The sequence below is a fragment of the Prevotella sp. HUN102 genome (assembly GCF_000688375.1).
Lineage (GTDB): Bacteria > Bacteroidota > Bacteroidia > Bacteroidales > Bacteroidaceae > Prevotella.
Genome location: NZ_JIAF01000004.1, coordinates 867,584 through 886,898 on the forward strand (window position 1 = coordinate 867,584; position 19,315 = coordinate 886,898).

Consider the following 19,315-nt stretch of genomic DNA (forward strand, 5'->3'; position numbering starts at 1 on the left):
TCTGTTTCTTGTTTACAATGCAAAATTACACACCTTGTATGCACTATATGTTCATTTCTATGAAAAACTAAGTTATATAATCTTAATCAACGCCGTTACACCTTATATTATATATACCTTTGCCTACGAATCATAAAATCACGATATTTCAATGTTGCAAAACCATTATTACGACGGACTGACAGAAGCCGGCTGCGACGAAGCCGGACGCGGCTGTCTGGCAGGCAGCGTATATGCCGCTGCCGTCATTCTGCCCCCCGACTACCGAAACGACTTGCTCAACGATTCCAAGCAATTATCTGCCAAGAAACGCTATGCCCTCCGGGATATGATTCTCAGAGACGCCGTTGCGTGGGCAGTCGGCATCGTTACTCCCGAGGAAATCGACAAGATAAATATCCTCAATGCAAGTATTCTGGCTATGCACCGTGCTTTGGATGCCCTGAAAGTTCGCCCCGAAGCCGTGATAGTAGACGGCAATCGTTTCAAACCCTATCGTGATCTCCCCTTTGCCACAATTGTAAAGGGCGACGGCAAATACCTTTCCATAGCAGCCGCCTCGATTTTGGCAAAAACCTTCCGCGACGACTATATGGATGACCTTGCCGAAGAGTATCCCCAATACGATTGGCGGTCAAACAAAGGGTATCCCACAAAGAAGCATCGTGCTGCCATCAAACTTCACGGCGTAACACCCTATCATCGTAAATCCTTCACACTCCTTCCTCCGGAAGAGCTGTCGCTTGATTTTTGATTTGCTAACACCTCCGTGTAGAAAATATTCTCCTCAACCCTAATCTCCTTGTCCCCTCGTAAACTTGTCCTCTCGTTCCCTCGTCCCCTTGTTCACTAACCAACTTTCCCCCCTATTCAACTATGCGTTTCGACAAACTGAAAAAACAACTCGAACTCATCCTCTTGCTCTCCGATGCACGAGGCTACACCGTTCAGGAACTTTGCGACAAGATGGAAGTGTCGCGGCGGAACCTGTACTATCTCATAGACTTCCTGAAAGGAGCAGGTTTCGTACTCTTCAAGCAATCCGACAAGTACCACATCGACCGCCGCTCTCCCTTCTTCGGCCGTCTGCTGAAAACCATCCAATTCACCGATACAGAGATGCGCACCATCTACAATCTGCTCCTGATGGCAGGCAACGGCAATGAAATGCTGAATCAGCTCCGGCATAAGATAGACAGTGCCTACAACTTCTCCGTCTTTCTCAACAGCTCCGGACAAAAGCAGCTTGCCACCAATGTGAATATCCTCACTCGAGCCATACAGAACAAGCGGATGGTAAGAATCATCGGCTACTCCAGTCCTCACAGCCATTCCGTCAAGGACAGAATCGTGGAGCCTTTCTATATGATGAACAATAATCAGGATGTACGCTGCCACGAACTGACTTCAGGAATGAACAAAACCTTCCGAATCAATCGAATGGAAGATATTGAGGAACTCGACACGCCTTGGATTCACGAAGACAAGCACCGGCAGGTCTTTACCGACATCTTTATGTTCAGTGGCGAAGACCACCACAGCGTAACCTTACGGCTCGGTCAGCTTTCCCGTAATCTTTTCGTCGAGGAATATCCACAGGGCGTCGGTTGCCTCACTCCCGACGGCGATAATCATTGGATGCTCAATATCGAGGTCTGCGATTACAGAGGACTCGGCCGTTTTGTCCTCGGTCTGTTCTCGGACATCGAAATCCTTTCCGGCGATGGATTCAGGCAGTACATCAGCGGACAGATAGCCAAGATGCGGCTGGCAGCTTTAGATTGATTCATTCTCACAGATAGCACAGAAACACAGCTTTTCCCTTATCTCTCCTTGCGCTATCAACCTCGAATTTTCCTTTTCCTTTCTGCTCACAATCCGTGCTATCCTTGAAGGCTTTGCCTTCTCTGTGTTTTTGCCTAAGTTATAGAATCTGTGTATCTGTGTTCTCTGTGAGAGCTATATATAAATCAAGGTGTATATCTCTTTCGTATTTTGTGAGAACCATTCTTGCTGCAACCGTGCGAGCTGCTTCGTTTAACTAATGTATTAAAAGCCTCAAGTGTAAAACATTTTCAAACAAGAATATCATCAGAAAACAATCCACGCACATTTGCGCCGCAATCTTCGCAAAAGCAGCTTTCAAACGTGCGAAGAATGCACCGCATTTTTGCGAAGATTGCATTGCAATTAAGCCGCGTTTGTAAACGATAGTCATTCAGGCGTTTACAAAACCTTTGTCAGACACTTCCCCAAATCCACCGTGTAATGATTTTTCAACCCTATTCCTGCTTGGTCAGAACGATTATACTTTTAGCCTGCAATGCACCTTTCAACAAGAAAAACCGCGCCATCCCTGAATGCTTCTGCATTCTCTGTGCTAAAAACAGTATATCCCCATCATCAGGCAATTTCCGTCTTGCTTTCCCGTTATCTACTTAAATAGGCAGAGGTGATTTACTCGTCCTCTTGTCCCTCGTTCTCTCGTCTCCTTGCGATTTCATTAATACCTTTTGTTAATTAATGTGAAAAGAATAACTATTTTATTAATTTTATTTGTTTCGTTAATATAGATGCGCTATCTTTGCAATTATGTTAAAAGATGAAACGAACTTTCAATCTTTTGCTATGGAACGAAAATAATGCATATACCAGAAACAATATTACAATATTATTATATTTAATTTTAAAAGAGAGAAATTCTATGGAAAAAAGACTAACAATGTTTCTCGCCTGCCTTTTCCTAAGCTTAGGAATTGCTATGGCACAAACACAGATTAGTGGTACTGTAATTTCTTCCGAGGACGGGGAACCCATTATTGGTGCATCTGTCGTTGTCGTGGAAACGAAAGAAGGTGCTGCTACCGATTTGGATGGTAACTTCACGTTATCGGCTAAGCCCGGTTCTAAAATTACTGTATCTTACATTGGTATGGTAACTAAGACACTTACCGGTTCTGCCAATATGAAGATCATACTTGATCCGGAAAAGAAAGTGATGGAAGAGGTTTTGGTTGTCGCTTATGGTACACAGAAGAAATCAGCATTTACTGGTTCTGCTGCGGTGGTTAAGTCAGACGACATTTCAAAGGTACAGGTTACAAATGCTGTTGATGCTTTGAAAAACAAGGTGTCTGGTGTGCAGATGACACAGGCTTCCGGTGCTCCGGGTGCTTCGTCTCCAAGCATCAAGATTCGTGGTATTGGTTCTATCAATGCCAGTGGTGCTCCTTTGTATGTTGTGGACGGTTCTCCATTTGATGGCGACCTCACAACTATCAACCCACAGGATATCGAGAGTATGACGGTCCTCAAGGATGCTGCGTCTGCTGCTCTTTATGGTGCTCGTGGTGCTAATGGTGTGATTATGATTACCACAAAGGCTGGTCGTGCAGACCGTGGTACGATTACCGTTGATGCTAAATGGGGTGTTAAGTCTCGCGCTATCCCTGATTATGAGTACATCACCGATCCTGCTGGTTACTACGAACTCTACTACAAGGGCTTGTACAACTACGCTGCCAACACAAAGGATAATGGTGGTCGTGGTCTCTCTCCTGAAGCAGCAAATGCTTGGGCTAATGCAAACCTGACAGCTAACAACAGCTTCGGTTTGGGTTACAATGTTTATACTTTGCCACAGGGACAGAACCTCATCGGTATGAATGGCCGCTTGAATCCGAATGCAACGCTTGGCCGTTTGGTTACAGGTAAGGATGGCAAACAGTATTGGCTGCAGCCGGATAATTGGGTGGATGCTATCTATGGCAACGCACTCCGTCAGGAATACTCTGTAACAGCAGTAGGCAATACCGACAGATCTACATTCTATGCTTCTGTAAACTACTTGGACGACGAGGGTATCACTGTCAATTCAGATTACAAGCGTTTCACAGGTCGTTTGAAGGCAGACTATCAGATCAACGACTGGTTGAAGATTGGTGGTAACATGAACTATGCTCACTACACTTCTAACTCTGCTGCTACGGGTAAAGGAACATCTACTGACTCTGGTAATATGTTTGCTATGTCTCGCATTGCTCCTATCTATCCTCTCTATCTGCGCGATGCTAATGGTAACATTATGTATCACAACGAGGCGAAGATCGCATCTTACGACTATGGTGATGATGCAGAAGGCCTTGGTTTGGCTCGTCCATACTTAGGCAAGAGCAACGCCCTTTCAGACAACCGTTTGAATATGGCTTTCAACGAAGGCAACACTTTGAATGCAGTAGGTACTGTTGATATCCGTTTCTTGAAGGACTTCACTTTCCGTTCTGTAAACAGCGTTTACTTGGACGAATACCGTGGTCAGAGCACAACCAACCCTTGGTTCGGTTTGTATAAGACAGACAATGGTCATGTAAGTGTTGACCACGGTCGTACTTGGTCTTACAACTTGCAGCAGGTATTGACTTGGAGACACAACTTCGACTTGCACGAACTCGACTTGATGGCAGGTCACGAATACTATCGTTTGGAAGGCAGAAGCTTGAGTGGAAGCAAGACCAATATGTTCTCACTCGACTATCCTGAACTCTCCGGTGCTTCTGTAACAAAGAGTACATCTTCAGGAAGTTCGTTGTACAATACCGAAGGTTGGTTCGGCCGTGCTAATTATAGCTATGCCAACAAGTATTTCGGTGAAATGTCTTTCCGTCGCGATGCTACATCTAAGTTCCATCCAGACAACCGTTGGGGTAGCTTCTGGTCTCTTGGTGGTGCTTGGCTCATCTCTAAGGAAGATTGGTTCAACGCTCCTTGGGTTGATGAATTGAAGTTCAAGGCGTCTTATGGTGCACAGGGTAATGATGGTATTTCTTCATTCCTCTATACAAACACATACACGATTACTCCATCTGGAACAGAAATCTCTTTGCTGAAGCGTACAAGAGGTAATAAGGAAATTTCTTGGGAAAAGCAGGGTATGTTCAACGTTGGTTTCGATTTCTCTCTCTTCCGTCAGCGTTTGAGCGGTAGCATTGTCTACTTCGACCGTTCTACCAAGGATATGTTGTCATTCTTCTCATTGCCGCTCTCATTCGGTTGGACAGGTTACTGGGACAACGTGGGTGATATGAGCAACCGTGGTATTGAAATCGAATTGTTCGGCGACATCATCCGCAAGAAGGACTTCAGATGGTCTGCCAACCTCAACTTCACTTCTTACAAGAACAAGATTACACGCATCGCCGATGCTAACAAGACTCTGTATCAGGATGGTGTAGCTGGTTATAATGATGGCAGCTATTTCCTCGGTGAAGGCATTTCTATGTACACAATGCGTCTGAAGAGATACGCTGGTGTTGATCCTGAAACGGGTGAGGCACTCTACTACAAGGATATTTACAAGAGAGACGAGGCCGGAAACTATGTTCTTGATGCAAACGGACAGAATGTGGTTGAACGCACTGAAAAGGTTAAGAATCCTGAAGAGGCTCAGTATCATTTGGCTGGAACAACATTGCCAGACGCTTACGGTGGTTTCGGTACAAGCATTGAGTGGAAGGGTTTCGACTTCTCTGTTGATTTCGGTTATCAGATTGGTGGTCAGGTTTACGATGGCAACTATGCCAGCTCAATGGACCTCAGCCGTGGTGGTGCTATGCACGTAGATTTGCTGAACGCTTGGACAGCAGACAATAAGGGTTCAAACATCCCACGTATACAGAGCCAAGACCTCTATACAGCTTCATCATCTGACCGTTGGTTGGTCAATGCTTCTTACCTGAGCCTTCAGAACATCAACTTGGGTTACACACTCCCAACTAAGTGGGTACGCAGCTTGGGTCTCGCTAAGGTTCGTATCTACGCAGTAGGCGACAACCTTTGGGTATGGTCTAAGCGTCAGGGTCTCGACCCACGTCAGTCTCTCTCTGGTGGTCAGTCAAACGTTGGTTATGCTGCGGTTAGAACAATCTCTGGTGGTATTACAGTAACATTCTAAACTAAACAGGAATATTATATGAAAAAAATAAATAAATCAATTTTAGGAGTCTTGATTGCAGGGCTTACAGTACCTGCACTCACAGGCTGTATTGATGAGTCAGAGCCAAGAAATGGTATTGCTACGAACGGACAGATTGAGCGGTCTCCTTCTGCTACGGAAGCATTGGTTAATGCTTTGCCGGCTTATACAAAGAACGTATGGCGTGCCTCTGATGCTCATTGGAGTTATGGTACACCGGCTTTGATGCGTATTCGTGACGTGATGGCTGATGACTATGTTGTCGTTGACCACGACTACAACCAGTTCAGCAGATGGGCTTCAACAACAGCTTTGGGGCCTAGCTATCTGTATGGTCAGTTCGTCGGTGAATACAGTTATAGCTATATCCTTACTGCCAACTTGGCAATCGGTGGTGTCAATGCTGAAACGGCTACGAAGACACAGTTGGGTTATCTCGGGGTTGCCTATGCTTACCGTGCAAGTATCTATCTTGATATTGCCCGTATGTATGAGTTCTTACCGAACGATAAATTCCCTGATGGAAAGAACAACGAGGGGAATGTGGTTACAGGCTTGACCTGTCCTATTGTAACTGATAAGACGACCGAGGCAGAAGCTCGCAACAATCCACGTGCTACGCACGAGCAGATGGCGAAGTTCATCGAGGAAGACTTGAACAATGCCGAGAAGTACATTGTGAATAGCCCAAGCAACAGTGGCAACACACTGCCTGACTTGGCCGTTGTTTACGGTTTGAAGGCTCGTCTCTATATGTGGAATGAAGATTACGCAAAGGCTAAGGAGTATGCCCGCAAGGCTATTGATACTTATGGCAAGGCTCCTATGTCAGAAGAAGATGCTACAAACACTACGACTGGTTTCAACGACATCTCTAAGTGGATGTGGGGTGGTCAGTACACTACTGAAGATGGTGCTGTGAAGACTGGTATTATCAACTTTACTTCTTTTGCTTCCAACGAAACGTTGTTCGGTTATGCAGGCAATGGTCCGATGAATATGATTGGCAAGAAGTTCTACGAGCGCATCAGCAATACTGACTGGCGCAAGAAGATGTGGAAGGCTCCGGCAGGAAGTCCTTTGGCAGCACAGAACAAGTATGTTGATCCACAGTTCAAGGAAAGACTTCCTGAGTATGGTGCTTTGAAGTTCCGCCCAAACAAGGGTAACTTTGCGGAATCTTCAGTAGCCGTTGTAAGTGCGTTCCCATTGATGCGTGTTGAGGAAATGTACTTCATTGAGGCTGAAGCTGCTGAACATCTTGCAGCAGGTACAGGTATTGAACTCTTGAAGAGCTTTATGACGACTTACCGTGACCCTTCTTATTCTTACACTGGTACGGATGCTATCGATGAAATCATCTTCCAGAAGCGTATTGAGCTTTGGGGAGAAGGTCTTTCATTCTTCGATATCAAGCGTTTGAATATGTCTGTAACTCGTGGTTATGTTGGTACTAACTTCTTCGATCAGTGGCGTTTCAACACCAACGGTCGCCCGGCTTGGATGAACTTCTGCTTCATTAATTTTGAAGAGAACGGTAATCCGGCTGTGAAGAACTGGAACAACCCTGACCCTACAAAGGCATATCAGATTTGGACTAACTAATAAGAAGCTACTTAATTTTAAATAAATTGAATATGAATAAGTTCTTTAAAAGCACATACGTCCTCCTTATGGGATTGCTGGGTCTCGGCCTGGCATCCTGTACGGATGAATATGAATACCACGGCGCAGTCGCTGAAGGTATGGAAGTGTATTTCAGCAATGAGTTGGAATCACAGATTGAGTTGGTAGATGGACAGAATAGTTTCACGATTCCTGTAAATCGCATAGATGCAGCAGAAGCCGTTACTGTTCCATTGACATTTACTCCGGGTGAGGGAAATATCTACAATGTTCCTACATCTGTAACATTTGAGGCAGGACAGAAAGAAGCTAATATTACAGTTACTTATGATGCTGCTGGATTTAAGTATGGTAACTATGTAGGTGGTACTATTGCTATTGCTGAAGACGGCTACAAGTCTGTGTATGGTTCTTCTACTTACACTTTCAAGGCAGGTATCACTCCGTTTAAGGAAATGGCTGGATTTGGTTATTACCGTGATGGTATTGCTTTGCCTGTTTATAGTCTTCCAGTCCCTACTTATAAGGTTAAGATCGAGAAGCATACCACTATCGAGGGGGTTTATCGTTTGAAGCCTTATGGTGCTGCAACATCAGAATTCCAGTACACTGGTAATGTTGATCCTGCAACTGAAGGTTATATGGAAATTCACGCTGAAGATCCAAACTTCGTTTACTTCCTCTATGGCCGTAGTGGTATGACACTCAATGCAAAGGAAGGAGAATTGTACTTCTTGCATCAGGTAGAAAGATTCCTGAAGGCTGGAAACAGTATGGAAGATATTAAGGCTAAGGCTCCACAGTTCTTTGGTAAGCTGAAGAATGGTATCATTACTTTCTCTGAACCAAATTCTGTTGCTTTGTTATTTAATAGCATAAACGGAACTGCATACAATACGAATGCAGCCGGTATGTTGGCGATTGCATTGCCGGGCTATGAGTTCTCTGACTACTCTGCTACTGCAACCTATATGGGTCGTTTCACAGATGCTGCAACTGATAATGATTTGGCAAAAGTTCAGATTACATTGGGTGCTGATGTGAAGACTGCAAAGTATGCTTTGGTACCTGCGGGGTCTATGACTGAAGAGCAGGCTGTTGCTGGTGTTAAGGATGGTTCTATCGAATCTAAGGAAATTACTGCATCTGGCGATGTTGAAGTTCCTTTCACAAATAGTGGCGAATATTATTTTGTAATCGTGCTTTACGATGCAGCCGGTAATGTTCAAGGCACAGTAGTGGAGAAATTCACTTTGAAGTCAAGCAAAGACAATACCGAGCAGTTCAAGGATATCTACAAGGGCTTGCTCACGATTGCTGACCCAGCAGGCGACTTGGGTCCTAAGCTGTTGGAAGGTAGAGTTAAGGGCTTGTTGTTCAAGGATAAGTTGGAGTTTGAAGCAACTCTGTCTCAGAGCACAGCTGATCCAAACAAGTATCGTATTTCTCCATATCTCAAGGATGGTTTCCCATTGGAATTTACTGTTACCTCTGGCGGTTTTGTGATTGTCAAACTTCTTGATACAGGTATTAAGGCAAAAGATGGCCAAATCTTTGTTTCTGATGTTGTAACACTCTATCCTGCTGTGGCAGGTAAGGGCTTTGAGTCTACCTTTGACAAGGCAAATCAGACGATTAAATTTAATATGCTTTACACTGATGCTAGTGGAAAGGGTGTTTACGGTGCTGAAACAGAAACATTCTTGTTGGACGAGGCTTTGACTAAGCAGATTGTTAAATCTATGAAGAAGGCTCCAACATTCGATCTGAACTCAATGCTCAAGAAGCACTATATTGTGAATGTTCCATATTTTAATCTTGGAAAGTAATGTTTGATAATAAAGATTTCAGGGATAATTTCCCTGGAATCTTTATATCTTTTAAAAATAAATAATTATGAAGAAATTAATACTTCTCCTTAATGTCTTGTTTGCTTTCGCTATTGCGGCAAACGCTGTGCCTGCTAAGAAGGGGCAGAAGCGTCTACTGACTTTAGCTAACGGCGAAAAGATTGAGGCAGAACTCGTTGGTGATGAATTTTTAAGTTATTGGCTTTCTGAAGATGGTGTTGCATATCAGTATGATGCAAATACTGATACGTATGCCACTTTTGATTTAGAGGCTTCTTTTGCGCGTGCTGATAAATTGCGTGCACAGCGCGACAAGGATAATGATACTCGCAGAGCTAAAATGCGTAAGGTTGTAATTGGTGGTGATCACATCCCATTTACTGGTTCGCAAAGATGCTTGGTAATTCTTGTTGATTATCAGGATTTGAAATTTTCAACTTCTCTTACAAAGATGGAAGGGATGATAAATGGTCCACTAAGCAAGGTTCAGCAGAGGTTGTATCCTGGTACTGTAAAGCAGTATTTCCGCGATCAGAGTAATGGTAAGTTCGATTTGAACTTTGATGTTAAAGGGCCGTTTACTTTGTCTCAGACTCAGGCTTATTATGGTGGTGATATTGGTAATAACAAGGATATTAATGTTTCTCAGATGATTGCTGAAGCTATTAGAGCAGCAGATGCTGATGGTGTTGACTTCTCTGTCTATGACTGGGATAAGGATGGCGAAGTTGAGATGGTCTATATTGTCTATGCAGGTGAAGGACAGGCTGCCGGTGGCGGCGACAATACTGTATGGCCACACAAATTCAGTTTAGGTTCTAAGGCTATTGGTACAGATGGTGTTGTAGTAAACACGTATGCGTGCAGTAGCGAATTGCAGAAGAATGCATTAGGTTCTGGTACAACAACTGCTGGTATTGCAACTATCTGCCACGAATTTTCACACTGTTTAGGTTTGCCAGACTTCTACGATACCCGTTATACTGGTAACTTCGGTATGAGTAACTGGGACTTGATGGCAAGCGGTACATATAACGGAAATGGTTATTATCCTCCCAACTATTCTGCATACGAAAAATGGTACATTGGATGGCATCAACCAATTGAATTGACTAAGCCTGCAACTATTACCAATATGAAGCCTAATGGATTTGTAAACGGCGATTCAAACTGTGAATCTTATATTATTTATAATGATGAAAATCGTAATGAATATTATATTCTCGAGAATCGACAGGTAGCACATAGTAATGTCTGGGATTCAAAATTGCCAGGTAGTGGCTTGATGATTCAGCACAATGATTTCGATCCTCTTTATTGGAAATACAATGTACTGAATTCAACTATTACTTCTGGTAGTTTGAAGAACGACCATCAGCGTGGTACTATCTTCCGTGCCAACAATTCTAAGTCTGATGAAGCTAAAGCTACCGACCTTTATCCTGCAAATGGCAATACAGAGCTGACCGATGCTTCTTCTCCTGCTGCTATCCTTTATCAGGGAACAAAGGGTAAGATGGGTAAGCCAATTACGGAAATCACTCAGAATGCAGACGGTACTATCAGCTTCAAGTTTATGGGTGGTACTGATCCTACCGGAATCGAGAATATCGAACAGACTGAAACGATTTCAAATTCTGACATCTATTCTGTTGATGGTATCTATATGGGTACCGACGCAAGCAAGTTGCCTCACGGTATCTACATTGTAAATGGTAAGAAAATCGTGAAGTAAAAACGATTATGACTAAAAGACGACTTTATCTATATTTCTTATCTGCTTTATTGCTTGTTGCTTGCAAGGAAAGCAAGCAGCAAGGGCAGGTGCTGAATATAGATAAAGCCAGTCTTAAAGCTGATTCTCTGTTTAATGTAGACAAAGTACCTATGTTTAAAGGTGGGTATGATGCGATGCTGAAGTATATTGAACAGAATATAAAATATCCGGAAGTTGCTAAATCAATTAATTTGGAAGGAAGAGTGATTGTAGCAGCACAAGTAGATAAGAAGGGAAAGCTGAGTAATTTCAGCATTGTCAGTTCCGAACACAAATACCTGAATGCTGAAGCCTTGAGAGTAGTTGGGACTTTGCCTGACTTTGAACCTGCAATGGATGGAGGAAAAGTTGTAGAATCGGAAATCAAGATTCCCGTATTTTTCTCTTTAAAGTAATTTTTGAGATACGATACTTGCAAGCATTATCGATGAAATAATATTTTCTTCTTGCATTATTTAATCTCCGATGTTGAGGGCCGACTAATATGATAGTCTGCCTTTTTTTGTGTCTAAACGAGTTTGCTTGTTGTATTCAAGAAATGCACGGATTTGGTTTGCACTACCGTGATACATCGTTTGTGTTCGATTTTAAAATGCTTGGTATTCAGTGTTTTATAACTGCGTTGCATTTGTGCGAAGAATGCGTTGCAATCTTCGCACAAATGCAATGCAATCTTCGTACAAATGGAAAGCGTTTTTCGCACAAATGGAAATGGTGGTATGTATTCCGTCTTCTTGAATAAGAATACATAAGGAGGAATGGTAAGTTGGAAGAGGGGCGAGGAACAAGAGGATGAGGATATTCTATTTGTTTGCTTGCTTGCTCATCCTCTTGTTTGCGTCAGGAGTAAGGCTTGTTTGGAAATCAGTTTTTGAATATCTTTGTTACGAAATAATTGAGATACAATCTCCAGTTTTTCTATTCGTGCCCTCCATCTGTTTCTATATACTCGTATTTTGTGCCGATTTCATCGAGCTTTTTGCGCAAATTCACATTGTCCTGATAGAGAAAATCATTTTTTCCGATGGCTATATAGTAGTAATGGGTAGGAGTTTTGAGTTGAGCTTTCAGCTTTTCTTTTTCATATTCACTTTACCAGTCTGTTCAAAATTTCCCGAAAGAGTCTGAATCTTTCGTTTTGGCAGAAAACTTCCTTACAGTTGAACGTCTTTGGCGTTGGGAGCATAGTATCGGAATGTTATGCTGCCGTCTTTGTTGATTTCCGGTGATGTCGTCAGTTGAAGTCCGATTGTTTCCTGTGCAGTCGTGCTTAGTGAGAACAGAACCAATGCTAATGTGCTTAAAATTTTCTTCATATTCTTTATGTTTTTGTGCGAATACAAAGATACGAAAATAATGGGAAATGGAAAATGTGAAATGGGAGATGGATAATGGGAAATGGAAGAGGGGAAATGGGAGAGGGGTAATGTGAAATGGAAGAAGGGAAATGGGAGAAGGGGAGAGGCGAAATGAAAAAGACACTTGGCGTTGTGCCAAGTGTCTTAGTTCAATTAAGCTATATAAACGATTAAAAACTGTGATTCTGTTTAAACTGCACTTATCGGTTTCACAACTATTATTGGTAATAGTGTCGAAAGAGAGTGATTTGTGCCCTCGGATTGTTTATTTTAAGATTTCGTATTTAGTGGCTTTCACATAATAAACAGGGTAGTAGTCCTTTCCGTTGTCAGCCATCCATTGCTTCATATTCTGATAATTGCTCATCACGTTGTTGCAACGCTCTATGTTCATACAGTCTTCCTTTTCCAACTCGGCAGCAATCTGCGCTTCCTGCTTTGCGATGGTTTCCTTGCTTATGCGGTGTTCGCATACGATTCCGGTAGCTTTCATCTTGCTGCCAATCAGTTCGGGGGCGAACTTTTGAATATCTCCACCGGCGAAAATCTGAATGGTTTTTTCCTCGTCGGCACCTGCAAGAAAGACTTTCTTTCCAGAACTGTGGCATACGTGCGTAACTGTGCCAGTTATTTGAATTTCCTTGTCTATCAATGTTGCGCCGTCTTTCAATACCTGATCAGACGTGAACATTCCCGTTTGGGCATTTGCTGCTGCAAATGCCAACACCATTGTAAATACTAATAGGATTCTTTTCATTTTGATATAGATGTTAATTTGATTGCAAAGTTAATGTAAATCAAGTACCTGCGCAATACCTAATAGTTGTGAAATGTGAGATGGGAGATGGGAAATGTGAAACGGGAAATTTATTAGTAACAATCATCTAACATTTTCCATCTCCCATCTTCCATCTCCCATCTTCCATCTCACATTTCCCATCTTCCATCATCCATTTCACATTTAAATCGCTCATTATTTTGTCGGTTTATTTTTTTTTATTAATTTTATCCCGATTTTAAGACCTATATAATGGAAAACCAAAACGAGAAAAAAATGAATGAGCAGAATGAGACTGCTAACAAGAAAAAACAATTAATGCCCAAAGGGTGTGTATGTATCTTTATCATCATTGCGCTTTTCGGAGGAATAGGGTGGAAGATGGGAGTTGCACAGATGCTGAACACCATTATGCACACGGCACACGACCTTCTGCTGAATACCTGTTTTTATCTGATGGCCATCTGTGTGCTTACCGGAGCACTCGGTAAACTGTTTGTGGAGTTTGGAGTGGTTGATTTGATTGAGAAGTTCTTCCGTCCAATGATGCGCCCATTGTTCCGATTGCCGGGAGTAGCATCGCTCGGTGCCGTGCTGACTTTCCTTTCAGACAATCCTGCCATCATCACGCTCGCACACGACAAGCACTTCAGCGGTTACTTCAAGAAGTTCCAGTACATTTCGCTCACCAATTTCGGTACGGCTTTCGGTATGGGGCTTATCGTAATCGTGTTTATGCTTGGCAATGGATACTTTGTTGAGCCTCTGTTGGGATTCATCGGGGCTTGTATCGGTTGCTTGGTTTCAACGCGCCTGATGCAGATTTTCGTGCTCAAAGCCTATCCTAACTATCGTGAAGAGAACGCTTTGGAGAGCCAACAGTTCGAGCAACAGGCAGAGCAATCAGTGCGTCAAGAGGAGAAATCCGTCTTTCTGCGCACGCTCAACTCATTGCTCGACGGAGGTAAGTCGGGTGTTGAAGTGGGAATGTCTATTATTCCCGGTGTGTTGATTATCTCAACGTTGGTAATGATACTCACTTTCGGTCCTGCTGCCGACGGTTCTTTCACGGGTAAGGCCTATGAAGGTATCGCAGTTTTGCCCGAATTAGCAAACAAGATTGACTGGCTTTTGCAGCCACTCTTTGGTTTTACCGACCCACATCAGATTGCATTCCCCATTACTGCCCTCGGTGCAGTTGGCGCAGCTTTGAGTCTTGTGCCCAATTTTGCCACTCAGGGATGGATTGACGGCAATGCCATCGCCGTTTTCACAGGTATAGGAATGTGTTGGAGTGGCTTCCTCAGCACCCATACTGCAATGCTCGACACCATCGGTTATCGCGAACTGACTTCCAAAGCCATCATTTCCCACACCATTGGAGGTCTTTGTGCGGCATTGACAGCACACTGGTTGTATCTCATCTTTTGTTGATATCTAATAGATTTTAAGAGTTTGGGATGAATTAACTGTTGATTCATCCCGAATTTCCATATTTATTGATTTTCTTTTTTGTGAAGATAGCATTTTAATCTTTGCACAAATGGAAAGTATTCTTCGCACAGATGCAAGGTCTAATATAAGTTTTTTATATGATCTTACTGCGCGTGGATTAAATGGCTTTGTGAGGTTATTCTTTTGTAAATTCTTTGCTACTCGATTCTTTTTCAGTACCTTTGCACAATTAATGATGCAGCCCGGGTTTGGGTTTCGTCTGGAGTATATAATAATAGGTATTAATAAAAGAAAGAAGAATATAGAAATTATGGCAAAGAAAGCACTTCTGATGATTCTCGACGGATGGGGAATCGGAAATAAAGGTAAGGGTGATGTAATCTACAACACGCCAACGCCTTATATGGATTATTTGAATGCAGTATCGGCACATTCTTATCTGGAGGCTTCCGGCGAGAACGTGGGACTGCCTGACGGGCAGATGGGCAATTCCGAGGTGGGACACCTCAACATCGGTGCCGGTCGCATTGTTTATCAGGATTTGGTTAAAATCAACAAGGCTTGTGAAAGCGGCGATATTCTGAAAAACCAGCAGGTTGTAGAAGCTTACAGCTATGCACAGAAGAACAATAAGAAGCTACACCTGATGGGCTTGGCTTCAAGCGGCGGCGTGCATTCTTCACTTACGCATCTCTACAAACTCATAGAGGTGGGTAAGGAATACGGACTGAAGGATGTTTACGTGCATTGTTTTATGGACGGTCGCGATACCGACCCGAAGAGTGGTGCAGGTTTCGTGTCGAAAATTCAGAAGGTTTGCGAGGCTAACGGCGCAAACATTGCTTCGGTTGTCGGCCGTTTCTATGCAATGGACCGCGACAAGCGTTGGGAACGCGTGAAGGAGGCTTACGATTTGCTCGTGGAGGCTAAGGGTAAGCAGGCTCAGGATATGGTAAAGGCTATTGAAGAGAGCTATGCCGAGGGTGTAACCGACGAGTTTATCAAGCCGATTACGAATGCAAATGTGAACGGAACAATTCAGGAAGGCGACGTTGTTATCTTCATCAACTTCCGTAACGACCGGGCAAAGGAACTGACACAGGTGCTTTCGCAGGTGGATATGCCGGAGCAGGGAATGAAGACTATCAAGGATTTGCAGTATTATACGATGACTCCTTACGATCCTAACTTCAAGAACGTGAAGGTGCTGTTCCCGAAGGAAAACGTAACGGGTACGCTGGGCGAATACATCAGCAGCCTCGGTTTGAAGCAATTGCACTCGGCTGAAACAGAAAAGTATGCACACGTTACGTTCTTCTTCAATGGTGGTCGCGAAGAACCATTCGAAGGCGAGGACCGTATCTTGGTGGCTTCGCCGAAAGTCCCCACCTACGACCTCAAGCCTGAAATGAGTGCATACGAAGTGAAGGACAAGCTGGTGGCTGCGATCAATGAAAACAAGTACGATTTCATCGTGGTAAACTTTGCCAACGGCGATATGATTGGTCATACCGGTGTGATGAACGCCATTGCAAAGACGGTAGTAGTGATTGACAACTGCGTGAAGGACGTTATCGAAGCTGCCAAGGCAAACGATTACGAGGCTATCATCATTGCCGATCACGGCAATGCCGACAATGCACTGAACGAGGATGGTTCGCCAAATACGGCTCACTCATTGAATCCTGTTCCGTTCATCTATGTAACTGATAATAATTCTGCCAAGGTAAAGCCGGGCAGATTGGCGGACGTTGCACCGTCTATCCTCCATATTATGGGCTTGGAAAAGCCTGAGGAAATGACCGGCGAATGCCTGATTGAAGATAAATAATTTGTTTCAATAGTGATATTATGTAATGGAGTTAAGACAAATATGTGGTTTTGTTTTAACTCCATTATTTACCTAAATCCTTAAATCTCAACCCAGAGATACAAGGTTATAAGTGAACGAGTTTGCAAGGAAATTACCTCGTAAATTCAAGAGCGCAATGGAAAACGAAGAATGGTAAGAATCGAAGAATCTTGGAAAGCTCATCTGGAAGCTGAATTTGAGAAGCCTTACTTCCGTCAGTTGTCGGAATATGTGCGTCGGGAATATAAACAGAGCACGTGCTATCCACCCGGAAAACTGATTTTCAACGCTTTCGACCTTTGTCCTTTCGACAAAGTGAAGGTGGTAATCCTTGGACAGGATCCTTATCACGAGCCGGGGCAGGCGATGGGGTTGAGCTTTTCCGTGCCCGATGGCATTGCTTTGCCGCCTTCCTTGCAGAATATTTACAAGGAAATAGAGCAGGACTTGGGTACACCTGTGCAGCGTTCGGGCAACTTGACTCGGTGGGCTGAACAGGGAGTGTTGCTCCTCAATGCCACGCTTACGGTGCGTGCGCATCAGGCGAACAGCCATCAGAAACTGGGTTGGGCGAATTTTACCGATGCTGCCATCAAGGCTTTGAGCGACCATCGCGACCATATCGTGTTTATGCTGTGGGGAGGTTTCGCCCGGTCGAAGAAGTATCTGATAGATGCCAAACGCCATTTTATCCTCGAATCTGTGCATCCTTCGCCGTTGTCTGCCAATCGTGGTGGTTGGTTTGGGCAGAAACAGTTCTCCCGATGCAATACCTATCTGGCTGAACAGGGGGAGAAAGAAATAATTTGGTAGGAAGGATAAAAACGGATTGGCAGGCAAGACACCTGACAGGAGGTGTTGAGCCATTTAATTAGAAAACATTATGAACAGCGAAAAGATGATGCCTATTCTTCAGGTGGGCGATGTACTGGTTTCGCCCGATATCATAACGGAGAAATTCTGTTGCGATTTGGATGCCTGTAAGGGTATCTGTTGTGTGGAAGGCGATGCCGGAGCACCAGTTTCTCTCGATGAAATCGCAGAAATTGAAAACGTGGTAGACGATGTATGGACCGACCTTACGGCATCGGCACAGGCTGTTATCGACAAGCAGGGAGTGGCATATACGGACAGAGAGGGCGATTTGGTAACGAGCATTGTCAATGGCAAGGATTGCGTTTTTACGTGTTATGAGAACGGTTGCTGTCTTTGTGCGCTCGAGCGTTCGTACCGTTCTGGTAAGACAAAGTTTGTAAAGCCGATTTCCTGTGCGCTTTATCCGATTCGTGTAAAGGAGTTTGGCAACAATCTTGTCGGTCTGAACTATCACAAATGGGATATTTGCAAGGACGCTGTGAGGAAGGGTAGGGAGCTGAATCTGCCTGTTTACAAGTTCTTGGAAGGTCCGTTAATCCGTCGTTTTGGCGAGGAATGGTATAAAGAATTGAAGGAAGTGGCGGAGCAATTGGGATATTAGCAATAAGTATTTAGGCTTAAAACTCTTCATAGAAAGTGTTTAACACCATTGTGTGTAGGTGTTAAACACTATTGAGCATTAGTGTTCAACACCCGTTATCTATTTTCCATCCTCCGTTTCCCATTAATATGAAATACACATTTCCCATCTCCCATTTTCCTTCTCCCATTGATATGAAATGCACATTTCCCATTTTCCATTTCCCATTTCCCTTCTCCCATTTTTTAGCTTCTTCTGTATTGCGAAGGGCTCATTCCGTAGTTTTCCTTGAAGTATTTTCCGAGGAAACTCTGGTTGGGGAAGTGCATCACTTCTGCAATTTCCTTAATACTCATACGGCTGTTCTTCAGCAGAACACGGATTTCCAACATAACATAGTATTCTATCCAGTCGCTGGGTGTGCGCTGACTGATGGCTTTGATGGTTTCGGAAAGGTATTTTGGCGTGATATTCAGCTCGTTGGCATACCATCCCACTCGGCGTTCGTGGCGGAATTCCTTTTCCACCAGCTTGATGAAATCGGCAAAAATGGCCTCTGCCCGCGTGCAATTCTCGGTTCCTACCTGCTGCACCCGGTAAATGATGTTGCACATATCGTAGATGAGTACCTTGAGAAGGGAGCTTACCATCTCTCTTCTGAATCGATGGTTGGTGTCGCTTATCTTCTCCTTGATGGTGCGCATATATGCCTGCAACTGACCAATCAGCTTTTCATCGACGTGGAAAACCGGATGGCGGCGTGCAAAGAGGAAGAGTGCCGACAGTTCACGGATGCCGGTTACAATCTCTTGGAAGAACTCGTAAGACAGCACGAGACAAGTACCGTTGCAATCTTCAGACGCCTTGTAGTTGCCCATAACCTGTCCTTCACTTATAATCAAAACATCTCCGGGACCTGCTGTGTGCTCAACGGTGTCTACGGTGTAGGTTATTTCTCCTTTTGTACAAAAGGCTAAAATCAGACATTTAAGCCTTGAGCTTTCTGAAAGGTAGGGGAGTTTTGTGGTTTCGTCGTACAACAGAAACTCCTTCTCTACTTTGTACCCTGTCGGGTAGTTTGCATTTACAAATTCAACATTAATTTCTTTCATAATCTTTTATTGGTTAATTTAACCTTTTCTGAAAGCAAAATTACATATTATTTTCCTAAAAATGGCGTTGAATCGGAAAA

General features: G+C 43.6%; 14 protein-coding genes. 11 read left to right on the forward strand and 3 right to left on the reverse strand.

Features of this window, described 5'->3' with window-relative positions:
* Positions 1-151: 151 nt before the first annotated feature.
* From P150_RS0108535 to P150_RS16255, 7 genes are all read left to right on the forward strand, one after another.
* Positions 152-754 (forward strand): ribonuclease HII, encoded by a 603-nt coding sequence (locus tag P150_RS0108535; RefSeq protein WP_028897322.1) that lies wholly within the window; start codon positions 152-154, stop codon positions 752-754.
* Positions 755-876: 122 nt separating this feature from the next.
* Positions 877-1,785 carry a YafY family protein gene (locus tag P150_RS16245; protein WP_036932148.1) on the forward strand — a complete coding sequence of 303 codons (909 nt, stop codon included), beginning with the start codon at positions 877-879 and terminating at the stop codon, positions 1,783-1,785.
* 919 nt (positions 1,786-2,704) lie between these two features.
* Positions 2,705-5,950: a TonB-dependent receptor gene (locus P150_RS0108555; protein ID WP_028897323.1), complete on the forward strand. Its 3,246-nt coding sequence runs from the start codon at positions 2,705-2,707 to the stop codon at positions 5,948-5,950.
* An 18-nt stretch (positions 5,951-5,968) separates the two neighbouring features.
* A complete protein-coding gene (locus tag P150_RS0108560) occupies positions 5,969-7,576 on the forward strand; it encodes a RagB/SusD family nutrient uptake outer membrane protein (RefSeq protein WP_028897324.1) in 1,608 nt (535 codons plus the stop codon).
* 32 nt (positions 7,577-7,608) lie between these two features.
* Entirely contained in the window at positions 7,609-9,426 is a 1,818-nt protein-coding gene (locus P150_RS0108565; protein WP_028897325.1) for a hypothetical protein, read from the forward strand.
* 67 nt (positions 9,427-9,493) lie between these two features.
* A complete protein-coding gene (locus tag P150_RS16250; protein WP_051617604.1) occupies positions 9,494-11,182 on the forward strand; it encodes a M6 family metalloprotease domain-containing protein in 1,689 nt (562 codons plus the stop codon).
* Between the two features lie 8 nt (positions 11,183-11,190).
* Positions 11,191-11,619, forward strand: coding sequence for an energy transducer TonB (locus tag P150_RS16255; RefSeq protein WP_051617605.1), 429 nt, complete (start codon positions 11,191-11,193; stop codon positions 11,617-11,619).
* 759 nt (positions 11,620-12,378) lie between these two features.
* Here P150_RS16255 and P150_RS17600 read toward each other — a convergent pair.
* A complete protein-coding gene (locus P150_RS17600; RefSeq protein ID WP_155952978.1) occupies positions 12,379-12,540 on the reverse strand; it encodes a hypothetical protein in 162 nt (53 codons plus the stop codon).
* Between the two features lie 307 nt (positions 12,541-12,847).
* Positions 12,848-13,339 carry a hypothetical protein gene (locus P150_RS16260; RefSeq protein WP_155952979.1) on the reverse strand — a complete coding sequence of 164 codons (492 nt, stop codon included), beginning with the start codon at positions 13,337-13,339 and terminating at the stop codon, positions 12,848-12,850.
* A gap of 297 nt (positions 13,340-13,636) precedes the next feature.
* Here P150_RS16260 and P150_RS0108600 point away from each other — a divergent pair, with 297 nt between their 5' ends.
* The 4 genes from P150_RS0108600 to P150_RS0108615 all read left to right on the forward strand — a co-directional run bounded on the left by P150_RS0108600 (position 13,637) and on the right by P150_RS0108615 (position 18,144).
* The gene (locus P150_RS0108600) at positions 13,637-14,794 is read left to right on the forward strand and encodes a nucleoside recognition domain-containing protein (RefSeq protein ID WP_028897328.1); all 1,158 of its coding nucleotides are present in this window, start codon (positions 13,637-13,639) and stop codon (positions 14,792-14,794) included.
* Between the two features lie 331 nt (positions 14,795-15,125).
* Positions 15,126-16,646 (forward strand): 2,3-bisphosphoglycerate-independent phosphoglycerate mutase, encoded by a 1,521-nt coding sequence (gpmI, locus tag P150_RS0108605; protein ID WP_028897329.1) that lies wholly within the window; start codon positions 15,126-15,128, stop codon positions 16,644-16,646.
* A gap of 171 nt (positions 16,647-16,817) precedes the next feature.
* Positions 16,818-17,480: a uracil-DNA glycosylase gene (locus tag P150_RS0108610; protein WP_028897330.1), complete on the forward strand. Its 663-nt coding sequence runs from the start codon at positions 16,818-16,820 to the stop codon at positions 17,478-17,480.
* A 70-nt stretch (positions 17,481-17,550) separates the two neighbouring features.
* Complete coding sequence (locus P150_RS0108615) at positions 17,551-18,144, forward strand: DUF3109 family protein (protein WP_028897331.1); 594 nt, start codon at positions 17,551-17,553, stop codon at positions 18,142-18,144.
* Between the two features lie 224 nt (positions 18,145-18,368).
* On the opposite strand, the gene P150_RS0108625 is transcribed toward P150_RS0108615, so the two are convergent.
* Positions 18,369-19,235 (reverse strand): helix-turn-helix domain-containing protein, encoded by an 867-nt coding sequence (locus P150_RS0108625; RefSeq protein WP_028897332.1) that lies wholly within the window; start codon positions 19,233-19,235, stop codon positions 18,369-18,371.
* Between the last annotated feature and the right edge of the window lie 80 nt (positions 19,236-19,315).